The sequence below is a fragment of the Rhodoferax sp. U11-2br genome, assembly GCF_018619435.1.
Classification (GTDB): Bacteria; Pseudomonadota; Gammaproteobacteria; order Burkholderiales; family Burkholderiaceae_C; genus Rhodoferax.
In genome coordinates this window covers 170,484-192,289 of the sequence record NZ_JAHFZF010000005.1, presented here as the reverse complement: position 1 = coordinate 192,289, position 21,806 = coordinate 170,484, and the positions used below count along the sequence as shown (strand labels likewise).

Below are 21,806 nucleotides of genomic sequence, written 5' to 3'. Positions count from 1 at the left end.
GGGCTTTAGCCGAGCAGCTTGTGTTGCATGGCGTAACGCATCACATCGGCCATGTTGGACAGGTTCAATTTCTCCAGCAACCTTGCCTTGTGGGTGCTGACCGTTTTGCCGCTGATGGCCAGTTGCGCAGCGATATCGGTCACCCCAAGCCCTTGGATCAGCAATCGAAAGACGTCGGCCTCGCGCTGCGACAACAAGGTGTGGGGCGCAGACACGCTGCTGCTGGTGACCTCAAACGCAATTCTTTCGGCCAGATCGGGCGCAAGGTAGTTGCCATGCGCAGCCACTTTGCGTACCGCCGTCAACAAGCTGTCTGGCTCACAGTCTTTGCTGATGAAACCACCCACACCGGCCCTGAGCATACGAACTGCAACCTGGGCCTCGTTGTGCATGCTGAACACCAGGATCGGCACATGGGGCCAGTGCGCCTTGACGCGCGCTACCAAATCGGCGCCGCTGATGCCGGGCATGTTGATATCGAGCAGCAACAAGTCCACCGAGCAGTGGCGCAGGCAGCTCAACACCTCGGCGCCACAGACCGCCTCAGCCACCACCTGGATGTCCGGCGCCAGCACAAAAAGCTGCCTCAACCCGGCGCGCACAACCGCATGGTCGTCGGCAATCAGCAGCCGGATCATGTCAACTCCTTGCCCTGCTCTGGCTCAAGAGGAATCTGCACAGCAATCGTCGTGCCCTGCCCTGAAGCGCTGTTGATGTCGATCTGACCACCCAGCGATATCACCCGCTCGCGCATCCCTACCAAACCCAGGGAACCAAGCCGGGCCGCCGCTGCCGGGTCAAAGCCCAGCCCGTTGTCGCGGATCTCCAGCAGCAGATCCACACCACGGCGCACCAAGCTGACAGCGGCCCAACTGGCCTGGGCGTGTTTGCGGACGTTGGTGAGTGACTCCTGAACGATGCGGAAAATCACCACATTGCGGTGGGCCGCCATCTCTATGGACGCATCAGGTGTTTCCAATGTGCATGCCACATCGCCATGTCGGGCAAACTCCTGGCACAACCACGCAATCGAGGGCACCAAGCCCATGTCCAGCGCCACTGGGCGCAGACGGCTAGCCACCGCGCGCACCCCCAGGATAGCCCGGTCCACCAGTGTTTTCATGCCCTTGAGCTCGGCCTCCAGTGCCGGCACAGAGTTGCTGTGGCGGATGACCGCGAGTGACAGATCCATGCGCAGCGCCGTCAACACCTGCCCCAGCTCGTCATGCACCTCACGCGCCATGTGCCGCCGCTCTTGCTCCAGCCTGGCCTCGTTGGAAGCAACCAACTGCCGCAGCTGCTGGCGCGACTGGGTCAGTTTGAGGTTCATGTCCAGCCAAGCCGCCTCTGCGCGCTTGCGCTCACTCAGGTCGAAGTAAGAACACACATAGTGGCTGACATCACCATCAACACCTTTGACCGCCGTGATGGTCAGCCATTTCGGGACGATCCCGCCATCCTTGTGGCGGTCCCAGATTTCGCCCTGCCAGCGGCCGGTGCCACACACGGTGTCCCACAACTGGTGAAAGTACTCATCGTTGTGGCGGCCCGAACGCAAAAACCTTGGGGTCTGGCCCACGGTCTCTTCGGCGGTGTAACCGGTGCTTTTGGTGAAGGCCGGGTTGACCATTCTGATCACCGAGCTGGTGTCGGTGATCAGAATGGCGTCCATCGTCTCAAACGCGGCCGCCGCAATACGCAGGACTTCCTCCACCTGGCGGCGCTGGGTGATGTCGCGGACAACAAAACAGGTTCGCAACAGATGGCCAGCCTGATCGTATTGGTACTTGGCACTGCTTTCGCGCCATAAGTAGTGCCCCTGCCGGTGTTTGATCCGGTAGGAAAACAGCCGATCCGCGGCCTTTGATGCCACGGCGCGATCCATTTCGGTGCGCAACGCCGCCCGGTCCTGCGGATGAACCAGCGCAAAGACAGATTCAACAAGCGCCTTGAACGCATCAACATCGTGATAACCCAGTTGCCGGACATAGGCTGGCGACATGTACTCGATGCCCCCATCTGCACCGAGGATCAAAATACCATCCAAGGTGTTGTCTGCGACCAACCTGAACTTATCTTCATTGGCGTCTGTTGCCGCCTGCTCCAATTGTCTGCTTGGGGTGATGTCACTCAATACCAAACGCAGCACAGAAGCACTGTTTTCCCCGGTGACAGCAGCAACCAGCAACCTCACCCACACCAGTTGGCCGTTGGCCTGGCGCAGCCGCAACTCAGTGCGCTCCTGCACACCGACGTTGGTCAGTGCCTTTTGACACACCTGGTGGTAACGGTCGACATCGGGGGCAAAGAGATAACTGGGTAGCAGCTTGCCAAGCAACGAGGCACGCGGCACGCCCAAAAGCTGCGCTGTGCTCAGGTTGGCGTGCAGGATCACCGTCTGGGGACTGACCGTGAGATAACCCACACTCGCCAGGTCGTCAAAGTCGATATAGCGGGCGTTGGCGGGGTCGAGTGCCGCCTGCGTGCAACGCAACTCGTCGTTCTGCTTCTCCAGCGCAACCTGACGCAAACGCAAATTGGACAGTGCTTCACCCATCGCCTCTGGCGACAAATCTGGAAGTTCGCCAAAAAGATTGGCGCCAACGCTTTCACGCACGTTCATAAGGGCCCGCAACGACCATTCAGCCACCCAACGTTAGGCAATTTCCACAATGCTGGCAGACCCTAGGGGGACTGCCGACAACCACCCGCGTCAGACGCTGGTTGATCAGGGTGGGGGCTTCTGCTGAGTTGACTTGATGAGATGCTTCCACGTCAGAAAGTATAGTCTTCACAGGCTGGCACACCTGGCATGGAGGGCAATCGGGACCTTTTGTGAGAAAAAGTGCACGGTCTTGAAGATGCAGATCCGCGCGCTTCGGAGCGCGTCATCCATCCCCTTCAATAGGCCATCATCTTGCTGCGGAAAATCACAAATAGAAGTGGCGCCAGCCCTCATAAAACAAGGGCTAACAGCTACATAAGCAAGAGCATCTGACTCAACCCAACTGGCGTGCCAGCGCGCTCTGGGTGATGCTGTTGAGCGAGCCCCGGGTGCTGATGGCCTGCGGGTCGAGCCGGAGTTCAATCAGCGTGCCCTGGGGCCGGGCCAGCGCCGTCAGCAACTCTTCCTCAAAGTCCTCGCTGCGGTCAATGCAGACGCTGGCGTAGCCATAGGCCTGGGCCAGCGCGCAGAAGTCCGGGTTGGCCAGCGGTGTGCCAGCCACCCGCTGCGGGTACTCGCGCTCCTGGTGCATACGAATGGTGCCAAACATGCCGTTGTTGAGCAGCAGGATGATGCTTTTGGCACCGTGTTGCACGGCAGTGGCCAGTTCCTGCCCGTTCATCAAAAAGTCGCCATCACCGGCGATGGTGAAGGCGGTGCGCCCGGTGGTGATGGCTGCGGCAATACCGGCAGGCACGCCATACCCCATGGCGCCGTTGGTGGGCGCCAGCTGGGTCTTGTGGCCCTTGGCCAGACCATGGAAGCGGAAGTAGCGGTGTAACCAGCTGGCAAAGTTGCCCGCGCCATTGGTCAACACCGCATCCTGCGGCAGATGCTGTTGCAACACCGCGATGATTCTCGGCATGTTGACCAGCCCCTGAGCGCTGTCCTGCGGCAAGTCGGCGATGTGGCTGGGTTGCAGATTGGCCAGGTAGTCGGCGTGGCTGTCGGTTGCCCAGCTGGCCCAAGGCAGCTCAGCGGGCGCGGGCAAGTCTTTCAGCGCGGCGGCAGCGCTGGTCACACTGGCCTGGATGGCCAGATCGGCCTGGAACACCCGGTTGAGCTCTTCAGCACTGGCGTGGATGTGCACCAGCTTCTGTTTGGGCCGGGGCGACTGGATCAGGGTGTAGCCGCCGCTGGTGATCTCGCCCAGACGTGCACCGATGGCCAGGATCAGGTCACTGTCCTGAATGCGTTTGGCCAGCCGGGGGTTGATGCCCAGACCCACGTCGCCCGCATACAGCTGGTGGTGGTTGTCAAAGGTGTCCTGAAAACGGAACGCATTGCCCACCGGCAGCTGCCAGTGCTCGGCAAACTGCTGCAGAGCCTGCGCCGCCTGAGGCGACCAGCCGCTGCCACCGGCAATGACCAGTGGTCGCTTTGCTTTTAAGAGCATCTCCCCCAATAACAACAAGGGCTTGGTGCCAATTTCTGCCTCAACGGCGGCCACACGCGGCATCACCTGCGGCAGCCCAGCCTCGGAACTCATCACCTGGGCCAACATGTCTTCGGGCAGCACCAGCACCACCGGGCCCGGGCGGCCATTCATGGCGGTGGCAAAAGCGCGCGCCACGTATTCGGGGATGCGTCGGGCGTCGTCAATACGCTCCACCAGCTTGGCCAAACCCCGGGTTGAGGGACCAAAAAAACTCAGGTAGTTGAGCTCCTGAAACGCCTCGCGGTCACGGGTGTCGCTGGCCACATCCCCGACAAACAGCACCATCGGTGTGCCGTCCTGGTAAGCGGTGTGCACGCCGATGGAGGCATTGGTGGCACCCGGCCCCCGGGTAACAAAACAGACGCCGGGGCGGCGTGTTAACTTGCCATGGGCCTCGGCCATGAAAGCCGCGCCGCCCTCCTGCCGGTTGATGACAAACTGGATCTGGTCGCGGTACTGGTAAAAACCGTCGAGCACCGCCAGAAAACTCTCACCCGGTACACCAAAGGTATGGGTCACGCCCTGTTCAATCAGACAACGCACCAACAGGTGCCCGGCAAGGTGGGGGGAAGTGCTTGAATTCATCGCAATATTGTCCTGCCAAATCCGGCCTGCTTCGGTCCCCCAAACAGGCTGGCCCCCGACTCAGGCCCGCGCCTGGGTGCGCTGGCCCACCCCCAGCGCGGCCACCACACTGAGCAGCAGCACCGCGGCAGCCCCCAGCAGCGTGGCGCCGTACCAGCCCCGGTCCATAAAGGCACCAAACACCAGCGGCGAGATCGCAAAACCGGTATCCAGCCCCGAATAAACCAGGCCATAGACCCGGCCGGTGGCGCCTTTGGGGGTGGCTTTTTTGATCATCATGTCGCGCGAGGGGCCACCCACCCCCACCGCAAAACCGGTGCTGGCCAGCACCACCATGCTCAGCGTCGGACCAAACAGGCCAGTACCACACAGCCCGAGCAAAACCGCCGCCGCCGACATCGACAACGCCACCACCCGGTCACTCTGGCGCGCATTGGCGGCCACAAAGCCGCCCACAAAGGTGCCCAGCGCACCACACAACATGTACGCGGTGAGGGTGTAAGTAGCGGTCTCGAAACTGATGCCATGCAGCGCCTTCAGGATCGACACCGAAAAGTTCTGCACCACCGCCAGCGTCATGGTCGAGAGCAAAAAGAAGGCAAAACACCACCACACCACCGGCAGCTTCATGAAGGCCAGGCTGTGCTCGGCCGGTGTATCTGCCGCGTGCACCGCCGCCTGGGTGCTGAGTTTGTCGCGGTTGAACAGCAGCAAGGTGATGATGGCCAGGTACATCACCGCTGCCACTAGGTAGGCACTGCGCCAGCTGTAGAGGCTGTTCAGGGTGACAAAAAACACCGGTGCCAGCGCCCAGCCCAGGTTACCGGTGAGGCCATGGGCACTGAAGGCGTGGCCCAGCCGGGCGGCCGAGACGCGCTGGTTCAAGATGGTGAAGTCCACCGGGTGAAAGGTGGCATTGGCCAGCCCGGCCAGCGCCGCCACCACCAACAAGCTGCTGTAACCGGCGGCCTGCGAGGCCACCAGGCAGGCCAGCACAAACAGGCCCAGCGCCGCAAACAGCATCGGCCGCGCACCTAGCTTGTCCACCACAAACCCGGCCGAGGCCTGGCCCACACCGGAGACCACAAAAAACGTGCTCGTCAGCAAGCCCAGCTGCGAAAAGCTCAGGCCAAACTCTGTCATGAACACCGGGAACAGTGGCACCAACAAGAGGTGGCCAAAGTGGGAGGCCGCGTGGGCCAACCCGACCAGGCCAATGATGGCTGCGTCTTGTTGCAGGGGGACGGGGGGCGAGAGCGTGTGGGTGGAAGAAGTCATGCGGCGATGTTATCGGCTTCCACACGCGAGCCCTCCTGGCCGCTGGCTAGACTCGGTCACTTGCCGCTTTGGCACGGTTTTCTTCAGAGAGATCTTTGCATGCCCACCCAACCCAACAGCAGCAGCGCCGCGCTGATAGAACACATCCTCAACACCTTCCACGAAGGCCATCGCCGGGACCTTCCGGCCCTGATCAACCTGGCGCACCAGCTGCCCACCACGGGGACCGCGCCGTCATTTGCCGACGAGTTGCAGGCCTTGATGCTGGACCTGGAGGCGCACATGTTCAAGGAAGAAATGCGCCTGTTCCCGATGATGGAACAAGGCGGCAACACCCTGATTGGCCTGCTGATCGACGACATGGAGCACGAGCACGCGCGCCACAGCCAGCACACGCCGCAGATGACTGCACGCCTGGCCGCGCTGCAGGTGCCCCCAGAACACCAGGCCACGCTGGACACACTCAGAACTGGCTGGCAGGCCTTCTTGGCCGAGCTGGCCCAACATGTGGCGGCCGAAGATGACGGACTTTTCCTGATGTTCAAGACCCCCGTCACCGATGTATAAAACCACCTGGCACCCATGATGATGTCTTAACCCACAGCCGCCTGCGGGCGATGAGGAGAGCCCATGTCGATCACCATCACCGCCCAACACCTCGCCGCCATTGGCGGGCGCAACACACCGTTGATGGCTGGGCTGGCCGACTGGCTCAACCAGTTGTGCCCGCAGTACGAGATCGACACACCCCAAGAGTTTTGCCACTTTCTGGCGCAGGCCTGCCACGAGACGGACCACTTTGTGACGCTGCGCGAATACGCCTCAGGCCGCGCCTACGAAGGCCGGTCCGACCTGGGCAACACCCAGCCCGGCGACGGTGTGCGCTTCAAGGGGCGCGGCATCTTCCAGACCACCGGGCGCGCCAACTACCTGCAATTGGGCATCAAAAAAGGCCGCCGCGACCTGTTCATCAACAACCCGGAACTGCTGGCGCAGCCCGAATTCGCAGTGTGGAGCGCCTGCGAGTACTGGCGCACGCGTGGCCTCAACGACATTGCCAACCATGCTGACAGCGATGTGCTCAAGAAAAAATACCGGGGCCAACTCATCAACGTGTCACCGGTGGAGTTCATCAGCCTCACCATCAATGGCGGCTACAACGGGATGGACGAGCGCAAAAAGTTCTACGCCAAGGCGCAGCAGGTACTGGCCGCAACCGAGGTGGTGCCCGTACCACGCGGCGTGCCAGCAACACCCGCCAAAGCCAAACGTCTCAAACTCGCCAGCCCAAAGCGCCGCAGCAAAGCGCCCACCACCCCGGTGTGATGCGAAAAAAATTCAAAAAGAGAGAGCTACTAGCCCTTATTTAATAAGGGCTAGATGCCTATTTTCCATATAGCCCGACCGCAGTCAGGCCGCGGCATCGGGGGCAAAACTGAACTGCCCTGGCGCCTGGATCGGATCCACATCGACATGGATCGTTGCCTTGGGCAAAAACTTGCCTTCCAGCAGCAGTTTGGACAGCGGGTTCTCAATACGCTGCTGAATCGCCCGTTTGAGCGGGCGCGCACCAAACACCGGATCAAAGCCGACCTTGGCCAACTCGGCCACTGCGGCGTCGCTGACCTGCAGGCCCAGCTCCATGTGCGCCAGCCGTGCCGTGAGCACCGCCAGCTGGATCTTGGCAATGTCGGCAATGTGTTGCGCGTCCAGGCTGTGGAACACCACGGTCTCGTCGATGCGGTTCAAAAACTCGGGGCGGAAGTGGTTTTTGAGCTCGTCCGTCACCGCGTCTTTCACATCCTCATAGGGCTGACCGACCATGGCCTGGATCATCTGTGACCCGATATTGCTGGTCATCACAATCACCGTGTTCTTGAAGTCCACAGTGCGGCCCTGGCCATCGGTTAACCGACCATCATCGAGCACCTGCAGCAACACGTTGAACACATCGGGGTGGGCCTTTTCCACCTCGTCGAGCAACAGCACGCTGTAGGGTTTGCGGCGCACGGCTTCGGTCAGGTAACCGCCTTCTTCGTAACCGACATAACCCGGAGGCGCACCAATCAGGCGCGCCACGCTGTGTTTTTCCATGAACTCGCTCATGTCGACACGGATCAGGTGGTCTTCAGAGTCAAACAAAAAACCGGCCAATGCCTTGCACAGCTCGGTTTTACCCACACCCGTCGGGCCCAGGAACAGGAACGAGCCGGTGGGCCGGTTTGGGTCCGACAGGCCCGAGCGCGACCGGCGGATGGCGTTGGCCACGGCGCCAATCGCTTCGTCCTGCCCAATCACGCGCTGGTGCAACTTGGTCTCCATCTGCAGCAGCTTGTCGCGTTCACCCTGCATCATCTTGCTGACCGGGATGCCGGTGGCGCGGCTCACCACCTCGGCGATTTCTTCAGCGCCAACCATGGTGCGCAGCAGTTGCGCGCCGCCGCCGTCCTTGGCCGACTGGGCTTTGCCAGCTTCTTTGTCCTGAGCGGCCTTGAGCTTTTTCTCCAGATCGGGCAACTTGCCGTATTGCAATTCGCCAGCCTTGTTGTAGTCACCCTTGTCGGTGAGCGCCTTGATCTGGGCACGCACTTTTTCCACCTCTTGCATGATGGTTTTGGAGCCCTGGGCCTGGGCTTTTTCAGCTTTCCAGAGCTCGTCCAGGTCGGCAATTTCTTTTTGCAACGCGGTGATCTCGTCGTTGATCAACTCCAGGCGTTTTTGCGAGGCTTCGTCTTTTTCGCGCTTCACGGCCTCGCGCTCAATTTGTAACTGAATCAAGCGGCGGTCTTTTTTGTCCATGACCTCGGGCTTGGAATCGAGCTCAATCTTGATTTTGGAAGCGGCCTCGTCGATCAGGTCAATCGCCTTGTCAGGCAAAAAGCGGTCGGTGATGTAACGGTGGCTCAGCTCAGCCGCAGCCACAATGGCCGGGTCGGTGATCTGCACACCATGGTGCACTTCGTAGCGCTCTTTCAGGCCACGCAAGATGGCGATGGTGGCCTCCACCGTGGGTTCACCCACGATGATTTTCTGGAAACGACGCTCCAGTGCAGCGTCTTTTTCAATGTATTTGCGGTATTCGTCGAGCGTGGTGGCGCCCACGCAGTGCAGCTCACCCCGCGCCAGGGCGGGCTTGAGCATATTGCCCGCGTCCATCGCGCCTTCAGCCTTGCCCGCGCCCACCATGGTGTGCAATTCGTCGATAAAAACGATGGTCTGGCCTTCGTCCTTGGCCAGGTCTTTGAGCACATTTTTCAGGCGCTCTTCAAATTCCCCACGGAACTTGGCACCAGCCAGCAAAGACGCCATGTCCAGGCTCAGCACCCGTTTGCCTTTGAGTGAATCGGGCACCTCCCCAGCCACAATGCGCTGGGCCAGGCCTTCCACAATCGCGGTTTTGCCGACGCCCGGCTCACCAATCAGCACCGGGTTGTTCTTGGTGCGGCGTTGCAACACCTGGATGGCGCGGCGGATCTCATCGTCGCGGCCAATCACCGGGTCGAGCTTGCCCGCTCTTGCGCGTTCGGTCAGGTCGATGCAGTATTTTTTGAGCGATTCGCGCTGATCTTCGGCATCGGCACTGTCCACGTTCTGACCACCGCGCACCGCGTCGATGGCGGTCTCCAGGCTCTTGCGGTTCAGGCCGTTGCTGCGCGCCAGATCACCCAAAGTGCTTTTGGCATCACTGAGGGCCAGCAGGAACAGCTCACTGGCCACAAACTGGTCGTTGCGTTTGATGGCTTCCTTTTCGGTGGCCTGCAGGATCTTGCCCAGCTCCGGGCCGCCCTGCACCTGATCCTGCCCGGTGACCTGCGGCAGCCGTTTAACCGCCAACTCTGCCCCGGCGAGCAAACCCGGCACATTGACGCCAGCGCGCTGCAACAGCGCCTTGGGGCCGTCGTCCTGCTTGATCATCGCCACCAGCAGGTGCGCCGGTTCAATGTACGCGTGGTCATTGGCCAAAGCCAGCGACTGTGCATCGGCCAGGGCCTCCTGAAACTTGGTGGTGAATTTTTCGATACGCATGGTGCACTCCAAACAAAGTGAATTGCTTCGCACATGGGGGCCTTGCGGGTGCTTTCAAGCGGGGCGACGTTGACAGCACCTGTTTGGTGGCAAAACCTGGGTTCCTGGCTCGCTAGATGTCGCAGGGATGAGGGCCTGCATGGCAGCGCTCATGTCGAGGCGCAGCAACCTGTCGTTCACCAAGCAGGCTCTCTTGCGACCTCGGTAAAATAGGGGTTACTCGAAAGAACCGTCATGGCGGCAACCATGAAAGGCTTTCATTTTTAGACCAAGGTGGTAAAGATGAATGAGCCTTTCATTTCTCTGTGCCCCGAGATCACTCGGGCAGACGCGCTGACTCTCATGGACTGGTTGGAAGACGAGGACGTCACACGCTACCTGAGCGATTCACGCCATGTGTCCCGGTACATTGAGCAGGTCGTCGGTAGAGTGCAGTTGCCGATCCTCACGCATCTGTTCAACCAGGGCGGCCGGTTCTTCATGGCCTACGATCGGCATGACGTGCCCGTCGGCTTCGTACGCCTCGTCAAGGCGGGAACAGACTGCGAAATGGTCCTGGTCATCGGTAACCGCTACAACTGGGGCCGCAAGCTCGGCGCCAATGCCATCCGTGAGGGCATGAAACTCGCCTTCTTCGACATGCGGGCCAAGCGGCTTATCGCCAAGATCCACCCGGACAACGCACGATCGCTGAAGGCATTCCTGCACAGCGGCTTTGTGCTGCAAGATGAAACACCATCAATGAAGTCGCTTGTCATGAACTCCGAGCGCTACCTCCGGTTCTTACGAGAAAGCCCTGCGACCCACATCACCGACATCCATATCACCGAGATCGACAAGGCCCGGCTCAAGGCCCTGATCGAACTCGAACAGGGTTCGGATATTTTTGAACTAGAACACGAGATCGAACGCGCCATCGTTGTCGACTCACGTCAAGTAGCCAAGGACGTCGTCACGATGAACTCCAAGGCCTTGCTGCAACTGGACGATCAGGTGATGGAGGTTGCGTTGGTTTATCCAGAAGATGCGGACGACCGTGCCGGGAAACTGTCGGTGTCCTCCGGCATTGGCACCGCGATCCTGGGCTACAAGGAGGGCGATGCCTTCAGCTGGCGGATTCCGAACCGGACCTGTCACATCCGGATCAACAAAGTGCTGTATCAGCCTGAAGCGGCGGGCGATTTCCACCTGTAGGTTTACACCTTGCGCCAGCGGCACGGCCTTCTTGGGCACTCTGAACCCGGTCTTCGTACAAATGGTGACGCGCAACATGCTGCCGCTGTTCGCCATCGTGGCGCCCGCCATGCTGGCGCCCACGATGATCGGCCCCCGGATGGACATCGGCAGCAGCGAAGGACGGTTTCGTCAGATCGTGCCGGGCCTGCTAACGGCATCGGGCGTAGCACTTCTGGTGTCTTCCGTGCCGCAGTTGTTGAAGGCATGACGTGTTGCTTCGAGCCAGTTTTCCACACCGCGCTCGTGCAGCAAAGAAGTTTCACGCTTGACACCGGTGGCTATAACGCGAAGTGCAACCATATCATCCTGGCTTTTGGTCACGCTTGGCGGCCAATCAGCGGCAGAGCGCACGCAGCACGTTTGCGAGTGTCTTGACGGCAACATCCAGTTCGTGCGGGGCATGGGCGGCGAACCCCATGAGGAAGCCCGCCTTATGGCGACTTGATGCATACAGTGCCGTCAGTCCCAGCAAGTCGATACCCGCCCGGCGGGCGGATTCCACAGCCTCGCGTTCGGGGATGTCACGGATGAACACGCACAGCATCTGCATTCCCCCGGCGGGCACCGGTGGCTCCACGAAGTCGGCCAGATGCTGGCGAACCAGCCGCACCAGCACGTCGCGCCGCTCGGCATAGACGGCGCGCATGGTCCGCACATGAGCACCGAAGTGGCCGCCTTCGATGAAGCGCGCCAATGTGAGCTGCGGAATCGGTGCGCTGTGCCCATCCAGCAGGGTCCGGGCCGCGGTCATCGGCGCCACGAGTGGCGGAGGCAGCACCATGTAGCCGATGCGCAGGCCGGGAAACAGCGATTTAGTGAAGGTGCCGATGTAGATCGTGCGTTCATGCGGATCAAGCCCCTGCACGCAGGCGGTGGGTTTGCCCGCGTAGTGAAACTCGCTGTCGTAGTCGTCTTCGATGATCCAGTTCTGGTGCTCTTGAGCCCATTCAATGACGGCCAGGCGACGGTCCAGCGACAGCGTCGCTCCGGTGGGAAACTGGTGCGATGGCGTCAGAAACACCGCCCTGACGGGTTCACCGGGCGCCTTGCTTGCCTCCAGCAAATGCTCTACCCGCAGGCCGTCCACATCCAGCGGCACAGGCACGCATTCCAGCCCGGCGGCATCGAACGCTTTGCGCGCGCCGTGGTACACGGGGTCTTCGATGAAGATCCGATCCCCGGCATCGAGCAGCACTTGAGCGCACAGTGTCAATGCTTGCTGAGAACTGGTCAGCACCAGCACACGGTCAGGTGTGGCACGTGCGCCTCGTTCGAGATTGACGTAATCAGCGATGGCCCGTCGCAGCGGCTCCATGCCCTGCGGCGGGCTGTGCAGCAGCACCTGGGTGCCGTACTCCCTCAACACCTGCCGCTCCAGTCGCTCCCAAGTCTGAAGCGGGAAGCTGCGCGTTTCGGGCACACCGGGCGCGAACGGGCGTGGTGCCAGGAAGTCGCGCACACCGCCACGCTGGAACATGGCAGAGCCGCGCTGGCTAAGGCGCAGTGTTGCCTTGCGATCCACACTGGTTTGCCTAGGCTTGCCGCGTCCCGACAGACGCTGCGCCCGCGCCGAAACGAAGCTGCCGCTGCCCACACGCCGCTCGATGAAGCCTTCCGCGTGCAACTGGCTGTAGGCCGACTCGACCGTATCGCGGGAAACCCCCAAAGACTTCGCCAAGGCACGTGACGCGGGCAATGGTCTGCCCACGTCAAGCACGCCATCAAGGATCAACTGGCGAATGGCACGCTGCACACGTGCGTGCAGAGGCAAGGCGCCATGTGCAGGGTCGCCCATCCAGGCTTTGACGGATTCAAGTTGGGCGTGTTTGAACAATTGGCCGGTATCCCTTCATAAAAGTGGCAGGGAACATCCGGCCATTTTAAATTTATAAATACGTCCCTTAGCCATTTAACCGATTTGTCAAGAGTCACCGTCAAGCCATGTCATCAGTCCCGTCACCTTCAACCGTTCGCTGGAACGATCTCACCCATCCCGTCGTAGCCGGCCTGATCTCGGTCATCGTCAACTATGGCGGCACATTTATTCTGGTGTTCCAGGCCGCCAAGGTGGCTGGCCTGAGCCCGGAGCTGACAGCCTCGTGGGTGTGGTCGATTTCCATCGGCGTGGGCGTGACGGGGATCATCCTGAGCTGGCTGACGCGCGAGCCCATCATTACCGCCTGGTCCACGCCAGCGGCGGCCTTTCTCGTCACCGCACTGGCGACCACGCCATATGCCGAAGCCGTGGGGGCCTACCTGATTTCAGCAGCAGCATTTGTGGTACTGGGGCTGTCAGGTTGGTTCGAACGCGTCATCCGTCTGATCCCGCCGGGCGTGGCCGCCGGTCTGTTGGCTGGCATTCTGTTGCAGTTCGGCATTGGGGCTTTCGGCGGCATGAGCATCGACCCGCTGCTGGCCGGGCTGCTGACTCTCGCCTACGTGGTGTTCAAGCGGTTCTCTGCACGCTATGCGGTGGTGGGCATCTTGGTGCTGGGGCTGGGTTTCCTACTGATTCAGGATCGCGTCGATCTGTCGGGCCTTCAATTGAAGCTCGCGACACCGATCCTCACCATGCCAGCGTTCTCGCTCAATGCGCTGCTGAGCGTCGCCTTGCCCCTGTTCCTCATCACGCTGACCGGCCAATACATGCCCGGTATGCTGGTGTTGCGCAATGACGGCTTCAAGACCAGCGCCAACCTCATCGTGACGTTGACCGGGCTGGGCTCGCTGCTGATGGCACCGTTCGGCTCGCATGCCTTCAACATCGCCGCGATCACGGCGGCCATTGCCACGGGCCGGGAGGCGCACGAAGACCCGTCCAAACGCTGGATCGCGGGCATCGCCGCCGGTGTGTGCTACATCCTCGTGGGCGTGTTCGGCGTGACACTGGCCGCCGTCTTTATGGCCTTTCCGTCCACCTTCATCACCACGCTGGCGGGTCTGGCATTGCTGGGCACCATCGGTGGCAGTCTGGCCACCGCCTTGGCCGACGTGAAGGCGCGCGAAGCCTCTTTGATCACCTTCCTGGCGGCAGCCGCCAACATCAAACTGTTAGGCATCGGCGGTGCATTCTGGGGACTGGTTATCGGACTGCTCGCCCATGCGATCCTCAATGGCCAGTTGCCGAAAAAGGCACCCACACCTGCCATGTCCCCCACGCCGATCAACAACGGGGCTAACTGATGCCCGCGCCATTCGCTACACAGACCGGCCACGACCAACACGGCCGCTATCCCGAGGCCACCACTGTCGAGGACTTCAGGCGCAACCTGGCTGCGGTACAGGCGCGTATCGCAGCCGCCTGCCGCCGGGCGGGACGTGACACCGCGACGGTGCGCCTGCTGCCAGTCAGCAAGACCAAGCCCGAGGCCAGCCTGCGTCTGGCGCACGCGGCAGGCTGCCGCCTGCTGGGTGAAAACAAGCCGCAGGAAGCGTTCGGCAAATGGGAGGCCCTCCAAGACCTGGCTGATCTCCACTGGTCGGTCATCGGCCACCTCCAAACTAACAAGGCCAAGCTGGTGGCACGTTTCGCAAGCGAGTTTCAGGCATTGGACAGTCTGCGCGTGGCCGAGGCGCTGGAGCGACGCCTGCAAGCTGAGGGACGATCGCTGGATGTGTTCGTGCAAGTCAACACCTCGGGCGAGGCCAGCAAGTACGGGGTATCACCGGAGAACGTGCAGGACTTCATTCAGAAACTGCCCGCATTCCAGGCGCTGCGCGTGCGCGGGTTGATGACGTTGGCGCTGTTTTCTGCCGAGGCGGAGCGGGTGCGCCAGTGCTTCATGCTGCTGCGTATCTTGCGCGACCAGTTGCGGCAAGACGCGCCAGCAAGTATCGGGCTGGACGAGTTGTCCATGGGCATGTCCGGTGATTTCGAAATTGCCATTGAGGAAGGTGCGACCGTGGTGCGCGTCGGACAGGCGATTTTTGGCGCACGCTCTATACCAGACAGTCACTACTGGCCAACAGAGACAACGGGGACACCACCATTGTTAACGTGCCAATTCCAATGATTTGGATAACAGCCGTCTGGCATATTGGCTGACGGCTTTCAGCCTGAAACCGAAGTCAGTTGTATAGCGGAGACCAATGACACGGATAATTCCCTCTTCGGCCTGCAGCGGACCTTGGAGTTATCGGCCGAAAAAGGTCTCCTACTTCGTTTTGGCGCTCTCTGCGCTGGCTAAATTCGGCAACTTTTCGCCTGTCTTAGCAGTACGGCAGCACCTGAATCATTGGATTGAAATGCGCTATTTGGTAGTCGGCACGAGCGGGGCGGGGAAATCGACCTTTGCCGAACAACTGGCTGCTGCGATGCAGTGCCCTTATATCGAGCTGGACGCGCACTATTGGGGGCAGAATTGGCAGGCAGTGCCGCCAGAGCATTTCAAGCGTTCGATCATCGAAGCTACTCAGGGAGAGCGCTGGGTCGCGGATGGCAACTACAGCGCCGTGCGCGATGTGCTCTGGCCGCGAGCCACGCACGTTGTGTGGCTCAACTACGGGCGCTTTACTGTGTTCTCCCGCTTACTCTGGCGCTCTCTCAGCCGTGGCCTCATGCGCACTCGCCTGTCCCATGGCAATCGAGAGTCGCTGCGCATGGCGTTTCTCTCAAAGGATTCGATACTGCTTTGGTCACTATCCACTTATCCAACGAACCAATCGAAGTTCGCAGCCCTTCGCGCTCATGGCGAATTTGCGCATCTCCAGTGGAGGGTGATAACAGAGCCGTCACAGGCCAAGGAGTTTCTCAAAGCGATCTCTGCTTCTTCGGGCAGCTGAGGTTTGTGCCTTCACCTCTCGCTCTGAGCTCCGACCTTGCAATACCTCAATGGCTGTCGCAGAGCTATTCGAAGATCGGATTCGGGCCCGTTTCCGAATTTGCATCAGCGCAGTTGGACGACCAGTCTCAGCCTAAACGAGTCACTGGCCAATCATACAAACACTTTGGCAAACTTCCGTCAACCCAATCCAACGCCGAGACGTCCAGCGTCAGTGCCGACAATGCCTCCGCGGCATCGTTCCTGACGCCTGCATCAACCCAAACTGCACCGCCGGTGTGATTTCTCTTCTCCCCAAAACAGAAAAACTTCACCCGGATAATGCTTGTTTCAGTGACCTCGCAGACCCAACACATGCTCAGCACCCTTCTCACCATTGGTTTTCTTCACTGGCTGGTGCTGCTGTTGCCTGGCGCCAATTTCCTGCTGGTGGGCCAGCTGGCGGCCAGTGGCCAACGCAGCACCGCGTGTGTAGCGGCCTTGGGTGTCACCACGGTCACCTTCACCTGGGCCAGCTTGGCCATCCTCGGGATTGGTTTGGTGTTTAACGCACACCCGGCTTGGCGTCAGGCCTTGCAGCTGGCCGGAGGTGTTTACCTGTGCCACCTGGGCTACAAACTGTGGCGCACACAAGGCAAGACCAGCAACACAGCAAATATCGAGCTGTCTCATGGAGCGGCGTTTCGGCTCGGATTCATCACCAACATCCTGAACCCCAAAACCGCCTTGTTCTTCGGCAGCGTGTTTGCCACTGCCTTGCCCACCAACGCGAGCCTGGCCCTGGTGGTCAGTGCCATTGCTCTGGTTTACCTCAACGCGCTGGTCTGGCACCTGTTTTTGGCGCTGGCTTTTTCCCACCCCCGTGTGCAGGCTGCGTATGCCCGCCACACGGCGCTGTTGGGCAAACTGGCTGGGGTTTTGGTGGGTGCCTTTGGCGCCAAACTCATCGTGGCCACGGTGCAGGAGTTTCGGGCCAAAGTGGCCTGAACCGGCTCACCCACCAAAAGGACGACAAGCAAGCACCGCTGCTGCCGAAGTCTGCCTTGCCGTGAGGGAGGCTTGTTCAGCCTTGGCCACACCCACCAGCTTGGTGGACGGCGCTTGCACCCAGTGCTCATCACGCGTGCCGCGTTGACGCCTGTCAGCCAATTTGCGATAATGCGAACCATTCTCAACAATTAACGCCAGCCAACCCGTCGGGCCAGCCAGCTTGCTGTTCTCTGGAGTTCTCGTGAACACTCTCGCCGCGCCCGATCCGCTCACCACGCTTTACCTCAACCACCATGGCTGGCTGCAAACCTGGCTGCGGCGCCGACTGGGCTGTGCGGCCGATGCTGCCGATCTGGCCCAGGATGCCTTCATACGTTTGCTCCTTGCGCCGAGGCAGTTCAACAGCACGCCCGAAACGCGGGGTTATCTGCGCAGCATGGCCAACGGCCTGTGCATCGACCTCTGGCGTCGCCGCGAGCTGGAGCAGGCCTGGCTGCAGACGCTGGCCTGTCGACCCGAAGCAGTCGAACAATCACCTGAACATCGCGCCCTCGTCGTCGAAACCCTGCTCGAAATCAGCAACATGCTCAGTCGTCTGTCGCAGAAGGCTGCCGCTGCCTTCATCATGGCCCAGGTTGACGGCCTGCCCTACCGGGAGATCGCCACGCAATTGGGCGTCTCGGATCGGATGGTCAAGAAATACATCGCCCAGGCCATGCTGCAGTGTGCCCTGATCGAAGCGGGGCAACAGGGCTGAGATGTCGTCAACGATCACCACAGCGTCCGCGCAGCCGGACTACAACACGCTGGAAGCAGCCGCCAACTGGTTCGCCACCCTGCAGAGCGACACGGCCAGCACGGCCGACCACCAGGCCTGGCAAGCCTGGCTGAATCAGTCGGAAGCGCATGCCAAAGCCTGGTCGTATATCGAGACCGTCAGCCAGCGCTTCGACCCCTTGCGCAGCGGCGGTCATCAAGCAGCGCTGGCCGGTATCCAGGCCGCCCAACGTGGAGGCAGCAGACGGCGGCAGGCGCTGGCCGGGCTGGCCAGCGTTGTCGGACTCGGCATTGCTGGCTGGATGGGCTGGCGGCACACCGCGCTACCCGAGGTGCTGATGGCCTGGGAGGCCGACTACCAGACCAGCCCTGGGGAACAGCGCGAGATCACCTTAGACGATGGCAGTCAGGTCTGGCTCAACACCCACAGTGCCATCAGCGTCCATTACCACGCGGGGGCCCGGTTGCTCCAGCTGGTTGCCGGTGAAATTTTGGTAGAGACCGCCCAAGACCCCAACAATCGGCCGTTCTACGTAGAAACCCGTTTCGGTCGCCTGCAGGCGTTGGGCACCCGTTTTTCCGTCTTTCATGACGACAGGCGCACGCGACTTGATGTGTTTGAAAGCGCCGTCGAGATCCGCAACGCAGCTGGCAGTGTGCAACGCGTCGAAGCCGGAGAAAGAGCGGCGTTCACCGCCGACAACATCTCTGCCATTCTGCCCGCCGAACGGGCCCGCGAAGCCTGGCGCCGAGGTTTGGTGGTGGCAGACAACATCCCGCTGGAGGCATTGATCAACGATCTGGCCCGCTACCAGCACGGCCACCTGGGTGTCGCGGCTGAAGTCGCCAAACTCAGCGTCATGGGCGTCTATCCCGCCAACGACATTGAGCGTGCCCTCACCATGCTGGAGAGCGCCCTGCCGATTCGCGTCAAGCGGAGTTTGTCGTGGTGGGTGACGGTCGAGGCACGTTCGTGACATTTTTTCGCCCCTTGGTTCCCTTTTTGGCAACTCATCCGATTTACCTAATGAGAAGCAAGCTGATCGAACATCACCAGCCACCCAAGCGGCAAGGCGTAACTCCCCGGAGCCGCCTTGCCCTGCCATTCGTCCTGCGCGCCCAGGCAGCCAGCGCGATGACCTTGACGGCACGCTTCCTGAACACTCAGTCCACTATTTGGGAACTCGTCCATGTCAAACCACCGCATCAAACCGCTTGGCCAACACAAGCGCCAGGCAGACCGCGCCGTACCAGCCGAGCAACACACCACCTTCACCCTGCACCCGCTGTCATTTGCCGCGCATCTCACCATCGTCGGCAGCGTCGCCCTGCTTGGCTGGGTGCCGCCAGCCCAAGCCCAGGCCGCTGCTGCACAAGCCGCAGTCCAGGCCAGGGCCTACAACATCCCAGCCGGGTCGCTGGCAGCCAGCCTCAATCGTTTTGCCGAGGAGGCAGGTGTGCTGCTGACGGCCAGCGGCGACATCACCCAAGGCAAGGCCAGCCAGGGTCTGAAAGGACAGTATTCGGTGTCGGCCGGTTTTGCTGCTCTGCTCGCGGGCACGGGGCTAGAGGCTTTTCGCCAAGCCAATGGCAGTTTCGGGCTGCGCCCGGCCCCTGTGGTCAGCCAAGGGGCTGAGGTGCAATTGTCGACGGTCACAGTCCAGAACAAGCGCGAACTCCGCGTGTCCAAAGGCGCTACCAACCTGCCCATGGAGATCAAGGACACACCGCAGACCATCAGCACGGTCGACAAAGAAAGCCTGCGTGACTTCGGCGTGAGCAACAGCAACGATGCGCTGCGCATGGGCACCGGCATCCATGTCGAGGAGTGGGAAACCAACCGCACCGGTTACAGCGCACGCGGCTTCGATGTGATGCTGACACAGGTTGACGGCATGGGCATGACCAACGACTGGGGGCTGGTCGAAGGTCAGCTGGACACCTTCCTGTTCGAGAAAATCGAGTTGGTTCGTGGCGCCAACGGCCTGCTCACAGGTGTTGGCAACGCGTCGGGCACCATCAATTACGTGCGCAAACGGCCTACCAACAAGGACGGCGGCGAAGTCCAGCTGGCCGGTGGCTCGAACGGCCTCAAACGCGTGGCTCTGGACTACAACAAGGTGCTCACCGAAGACGGCAAATGGGCTGGCCGACTGGTGGTGGCGCAGGAAGACAAGGATTCCTACCTGCGCGCACTGAGCAACAAACGCAGCTCCATCTACGGTGTGCTCGAGGGACAGATCGGTACCGACGGGGTGTTGACCCTGGGCTTGACCTATCAGGACGCCAAGCAGCGCTCCCCCATGTGGGGCTCGCTGACGCTGCCTTATGCCGACGGTCGACTGGCCGACTTCGATGCCTCTTCGTCGACCTCGCAGGACTGGACACGCTGGAACAACAAATCGCTCAACGCCTTCGTCGAGTACACCCATGCGCTGTCGCCCGACTGGGAGGCAAAAATCGCCTACAACCACACCCAGGGCGAAGGCAACACCAAGCTGTTCTACGCCTACACCAACAGTGGCCACCTCAACAACGACAACACCGGCCTGATCGGCTGGCCCTACCGCAGTGAAAACGAATCACAAAGCGACATTGTCGATCTGAACCTGAGCGGCCGTTTTGATGCCTTTGGTCGCCAGCATGATGCAGTGTTTGGCTTAAGCCACTCGAAGCAGACAAGTCTGACCTACTCTTTCGCTGCGCCAGCAGCTTCTGCGCTGTCAGCAGCCTTCCCTTATTCCGGAGATATCTACCCCGAACCCACCTGGGGTGCCAAGAGTGTCGCGTCCGACGGTAACCAGGCCATCACACGCCTGTACGCAGCGACCCGACTGACACTGACCGACCGACTCAAGGGCATCCTTGGTCTCAACTCGATCAAGCTCCAGCGCAACGGAACCGCGATCTACGGTGGCGGCACCAACCTGGACAACGAAACAACCGAAAAGTCCAGCCCCTATGTCGGAGCGACCTACGACATCACACCGGACACGCTGGCCTACGCCTCGTACTCGGACATCTTCCAGGCCCAGGATCAGCGCAACGTCAACGGCGCTTTCCTGGCGCCGATGAAGGGCGTCAATACCGAGGTGGGTGTCAAAGCCGAATGGCTGAACCGCAAGCTGCTGACCACCTTTGCCGTTTTCTCCGCCACACAAAAGGGGCTGGCAACCATTGCTGGTTTCGACACGGTGGCCCAACAGAACTACTACGAACCCAAGGACGTGACCTCGCGGGGTTTCGAGGTGGAGGCAACAGGTCGCATCAGTGCCGATACCCAGCTTACCGCCGGGTTCACGTCGCTCAAGCTGACCGGGCCGGATGGCAATGATCTTTATGAATGGGTGCCACGCCGCACATTGAAGCTGCGTGCCGACACGCGGGTACCGATGTTGCCGAGCCTGCGGGTGGGCTCTGCGCTGCGCTGGCAGTCCGACGTCTCGAAGATTGGCGGTGCGCGCCAGGATGCTTATGTTCTTGCCGACGCGTTCGCAGCCTACGAGCTGAACAGCAAAACCACCCTGCGCCTGAACATCAACAACCTGTTCGACAAGAAGTACCTGCGCACCGTGCAATACGGCGCGATTTACGGATCTCCCAGAAACCTGATGGTTTCGCTTGACTACAAACTCTGATGACGAAACCCACACCTCAAGACGCCGCCCCACGCGGGCGTACACAGCTGATTATTCTTCACCGCCTTGCCGCTGCATTGCTCGGCAGCTACGCCTTTACCTGGGGCTTCACCGCCCTGGGGGTGGCCGCGCTGGTGGCGTTGGGGGTGGATTTCCACGAAGCCGAGACAGCGCTGCTGCTGCTCGCCTTCCTGGTTTTCCTGGGCCTGTTCCTGTGGGCCTTTGCTGCCACCCAGCTCACCCGTGTTTGGGCGGTACTGGGTGGTGGTGCACTGTGCATGACTGCTGCGGCCATGGGTTGGCAGCAGCTTCTCCTTTCCTGACGGAGGTTC

At 60.8% G+C, this 21,806-nt stretch carries 17 protein-coding genes and 1 pseudogene; 12 read left to right on the top strand and 6 right to left on the bottom strand.

The features are described from left to right. Positions 1 to 5 precede the first annotated feature (5 nt). The 4 genes from KKO72_RS05470 to KKO72_RS05455 all read right to left on the bottom strand — a co-directional run bounded on the left by KKO72_RS05470 (position 6) and on the right by KKO72_RS05455 (position 6,026). A complete protein-coding gene (locus tag KKO72_RS05470; RefSeq protein WP_214936220.1) occupies positions 6 to 638 on the bottom strand; it encodes a response regulator transcription factor in 633 nt (210 codons plus the stop codon). Further along, positions 635 to 2,623 carry a PAS domain S-box protein gene (locus KKO72_RS05465; RefSeq protein WP_214936218.1) on the bottom strand — a complete coding sequence of 663 codons (1,989 nt, stop codon included), beginning with the start codon at positions 2,621 to 2,623 and terminating at the stop codon, positions 635 to 637. The genes KKO72_RS05470 and KKO72_RS05465 overlap by 4 nt, the downstream gene beginning before the upstream one ends. A 376-nt stretch (positions 2,624 to 2,999) precedes the next feature. Next, positions 3,000 to 4,748: a thiamine pyrophosphate-binding protein gene (locus KKO72_RS05460; RefSeq protein ID WP_214936216.1), complete on the bottom strand. Its 1,749-nt coding sequence runs from the start codon at positions 4,746 to 4,748 to the stop codon at positions 3,000 to 3,002. Positions 4,749 to 4,808: 60 nt separating this feature from the next. Next, positions 4,809 to 6,026: an MFS transporter gene (locus tag KKO72_RS05455; RefSeq protein WP_214936214.1), complete on the bottom strand. Its 1,218-nt coding sequence runs from the start codon at positions 6,024 to 6,026 to the stop codon at positions 4,809 to 4,811. Between the two features lie 99 nt (positions 6,027 to 6,125). Here KKO72_RS05455 and KKO72_RS05450 point away from each other — a divergent pair, with 99 nt between their 5' ends. Continuing rightward, on the top strand, positions 6,126 to 6,593 hold the full coding sequence (locus KKO72_RS05450) for a hemerythrin domain-containing protein (RefSeq protein ID WP_214936211.1): 468 nt from the start codon (positions 6,126 to 6,128) through the stop codon (positions 6,591 to 6,593). A gap of 63 nt (positions 6,594 to 6,656) precedes the next feature. Beyond that, positions 6,657 to 7,352 (top strand): hypothetical protein, encoded by a 696-nt coding sequence (locus tag KKO72_RS05445; RefSeq protein WP_214936209.1) that lies wholly within the window; start codon positions 6,657 to 6,659, stop codon positions 7,350 to 7,352. Positions 7,353 to 7,436: 84 nt separating this feature from the next. On the opposite strand, the gene clpB is transcribed toward KKO72_RS05445, so the two are convergent. Continuing rightward, positions 7,437 to 10,052 (bottom strand): ATP-dependent chaperone ClpB, encoded by a 2,616-nt coding sequence (gene clpB / locus KKO72_RS05440; RefSeq protein WP_214936207.1) that lies wholly within the window; start codon positions 10,050 to 10,052, stop codon positions 7,437 to 7,439. Between the two features lie 282 nt (positions 10,053 to 10,334). On the opposite strand from clpB, the gene KKO72_RS05435 reads away from it, so the two are divergent. Both KKO72_RS05435 and KKO72_RS05430 read left to right on the top strand, forming a co-directional pair. Beyond that, the gene (locus KKO72_RS05435; RefSeq protein WP_214936205.1) at positions 10,335 to 11,246 is read left to right on the top strand and encodes a bifunctional GNAT family N-acetyltransferase/nucleoside diphosphate kinase regulator; all 912 of its coding nucleotides are present in this window, start codon (positions 10,335 to 10,337) and stop codon (positions 11,244 to 11,246) included. Between the two features lie 61 nt (positions 11,247 to 11,307). Next, positions 11,308 to 11,496, top strand: a pseudogene (locus tag KKO72_RS05430) (sulfite exporter TauE/SafE family protein); the annotation flags it as partial. Positions 11,497 to 11,622: 126 nt separating this feature from the next. On the opposite strand, the gene KKO72_RS05425 reads toward KKO72_RS05430, so the two are convergent. After that, positions 11,623 to 13,122 carry a PLP-dependent aminotransferase family protein gene (locus KKO72_RS05425; RefSeq protein WP_214936203.1) on the bottom strand — a complete coding sequence of 500 codons (1,500 nt, stop codon included), beginning with the start codon at positions 13,120 to 13,122 and terminating at the stop codon, positions 11,623 to 11,625. Positions 13,123 to 13,229: 107 nt separating this feature from the next. On the opposite strand from KKO72_RS05425, the gene KKO72_RS05420 reads away from it, so the two are divergent. The 8 genes from KKO72_RS05420 to KKO72_RS05385 all read left to right on the top strand — a co-directional run bounded on the left by KKO72_RS05420 (position 13,230) and on the right by KKO72_RS05385 (position 21,797). Then, entirely contained in the window at positions 13,230 to 14,471 is a 1,242-nt protein-coding gene (locus KKO72_RS05420; RefSeq protein ID WP_214936201.1) for a benzoate/H(+) symporter BenE family transporter, read from the top strand. Beyond that, entirely contained in the window at positions 14,471 to 15,301 is an 831-nt protein-coding gene (locus KKO72_RS05415) for a YggS family pyridoxal phosphate-dependent enzyme (protein ID WP_214936199.1), read from the top strand. Before KKO72_RS05420 ends, KKO72_RS05415 begins: the two co-directional genes overlap by 1 nt. Positions 15,302 to 15,533: 232 nt before the next feature. Further along, positions 15,534 to 16,070 (top strand): toxin, encoded by a 537-nt coding sequence (locus KKO72_RS05410; protein WP_214936257.1) that lies wholly within the window; start codon positions 15,534 to 15,536, stop codon positions 16,068 to 16,070. Between the two features lie 353 nt (positions 16,071 to 16,423). Then, positions 16,424 to 17,056, top strand: coding sequence for a LysE family transporter (locus tag KKO72_RS05405; RefSeq protein ID WP_214936198.1), 633 nt, complete (start codon positions 16,424 to 16,426; stop codon positions 17,054 to 17,056). A 244-nt stretch (positions 17,057 to 17,300) separates the two neighbouring features. Beyond that, positions 17,301 to 17,816 carry a sigma-70 family RNA polymerase sigma factor gene (locus tag KKO72_RS05400; RefSeq protein WP_214936195.1) on the top strand — a complete coding sequence of 172 codons (516 nt, stop codon included), beginning with the start codon at positions 17,301 to 17,303 and terminating at the stop codon, positions 17,814 to 17,816. Position 17,817: 1 nt separating this feature from the next. Continuing rightward, positions 17,818 to 18,813: a FecR domain-containing protein gene (locus KKO72_RS05395; RefSeq protein WP_214936192.1), complete on the top strand. Its 996-nt coding sequence runs from the start codon at positions 17,818 to 17,820 to the stop codon at positions 18,811 to 18,813. A gap of 213 nt (positions 18,814 to 19,026) precedes the next feature. After that, the gene (locus KKO72_RS05390; protein WP_251140461.1) at positions 19,027 to 21,474 is read left to right on the top strand and encodes a TonB-dependent receptor; all 2,448 of its coding nucleotides are present in this window, start codon (positions 19,027 to 19,029) and stop codon (positions 21,472 to 21,474) included. Continuing rightward, positions 21,474 to 21,797, top strand: coding sequence for an iron uptake protein (locus tag KKO72_RS05385; RefSeq protein ID WP_214936189.1), 324 nt, complete (start codon positions 21,474 to 21,476; stop codon positions 21,795 to 21,797). Before KKO72_RS05390 ends, KKO72_RS05385 begins: the two co-directional genes overlap by 1 nt. Positions 21,798 to 21,806 lie beyond the last annotated feature (9 nt).

Coding starts and splice junctions, on each gene's coding strand:
- KKO72_RS05470 (WP_214936220.1), bottom strand. CDS start 638: ATGATCCGGCTGCTGATTGCCGACGACCATGCGGTTGTGCGCGCCGGG.
- KKO72_RS05465 (WP_214936218.1), bottom strand. CDS start 2,623: ATGAACGTGCGTGAAAGCGTTGGCGCCAATCTTTTTGGCGAACTTCCA.
- KKO72_RS05460 (WP_214936216.1), bottom strand. CDS start 4,748: ATGAATTCAAGCACTTCCCCCCACCTTGCCGGGCACCTGTTGGTGCGT.
- KKO72_RS05455 (WP_214936214.1), bottom strand. CDS start 6,026: ATGACTTCTTCCACCCACACGCTCTCGCCCCCCGTCCCCCTGCAACAA.
- KKO72_RS05450 (WP_214936211.1), top strand. CDS start 6,126: ATGCCCACCCAACCCAACAGCAGCAGCGCCGCGCTGATAGAACACATC.
- KKO72_RS05445 (WP_214936209.1), top strand. CDS start 6,657: ATGTCGATCACCATCACCGCCCAACACCTCGCCGCCATTGGCGGGCGC.
- clpB (WP_214936207.1), bottom strand. CDS start 10,052: ATGCGTATCGAAAAATTCACCACCAAGTTTCAGGAGGCCCTGGCCGAT.
- KKO72_RS05435 (WP_214936205.1), top strand. CDS start 10,335: ATGAATGAGCCTTTCATTTCTCTGTGCCCCGAGATCACTCGGGCAGAC.
- KKO72_RS05420 (WP_214936201.1), top strand. CDS start 13,230: ATGTCATCAGTCCCGTCACCTTCAACCGTTCGCTGGAACGATCTCACC.
- KKO72_RS05415 (WP_214936199.1), top strand. CDS start 14,471: ATGCCCGCGCCATTCGCTACACAGACCGGCCACGACCAACACGGCCGC.
- KKO72_RS05410 (WP_214936257.1), top strand. CDS start 15,534: ATGCGCTATTTGGTAGTCGGCACGAGCGGGGCGGGGAAATCGACCTTT.
- KKO72_RS05405 (WP_214936198.1), top strand. CDS start 16,424: ATGCTCAGCACCCTTCTCACCATTGGTTTTCTTCACTGGCTGGTGCTG.
- KKO72_RS05395 (WP_214936192.1), top strand. CDS start 17,818: ATGTCGTCAACGATCACCACAGCGTCCGCGCAGCCGGACTACAACACG.
- KKO72_RS05390 (WP_251140461.1), top strand. CDS start 19,027: ATGTCAAACCACCGCATCAAACCGCTTGGCCAACACAAGCGCCAGGCA.
- KKO72_RS05385 (WP_214936189.1), top strand. CDS start 21,474: ATGACGAAACCCACACCTCAAGACGCCGCCCCACGCGGGCGTACACAG.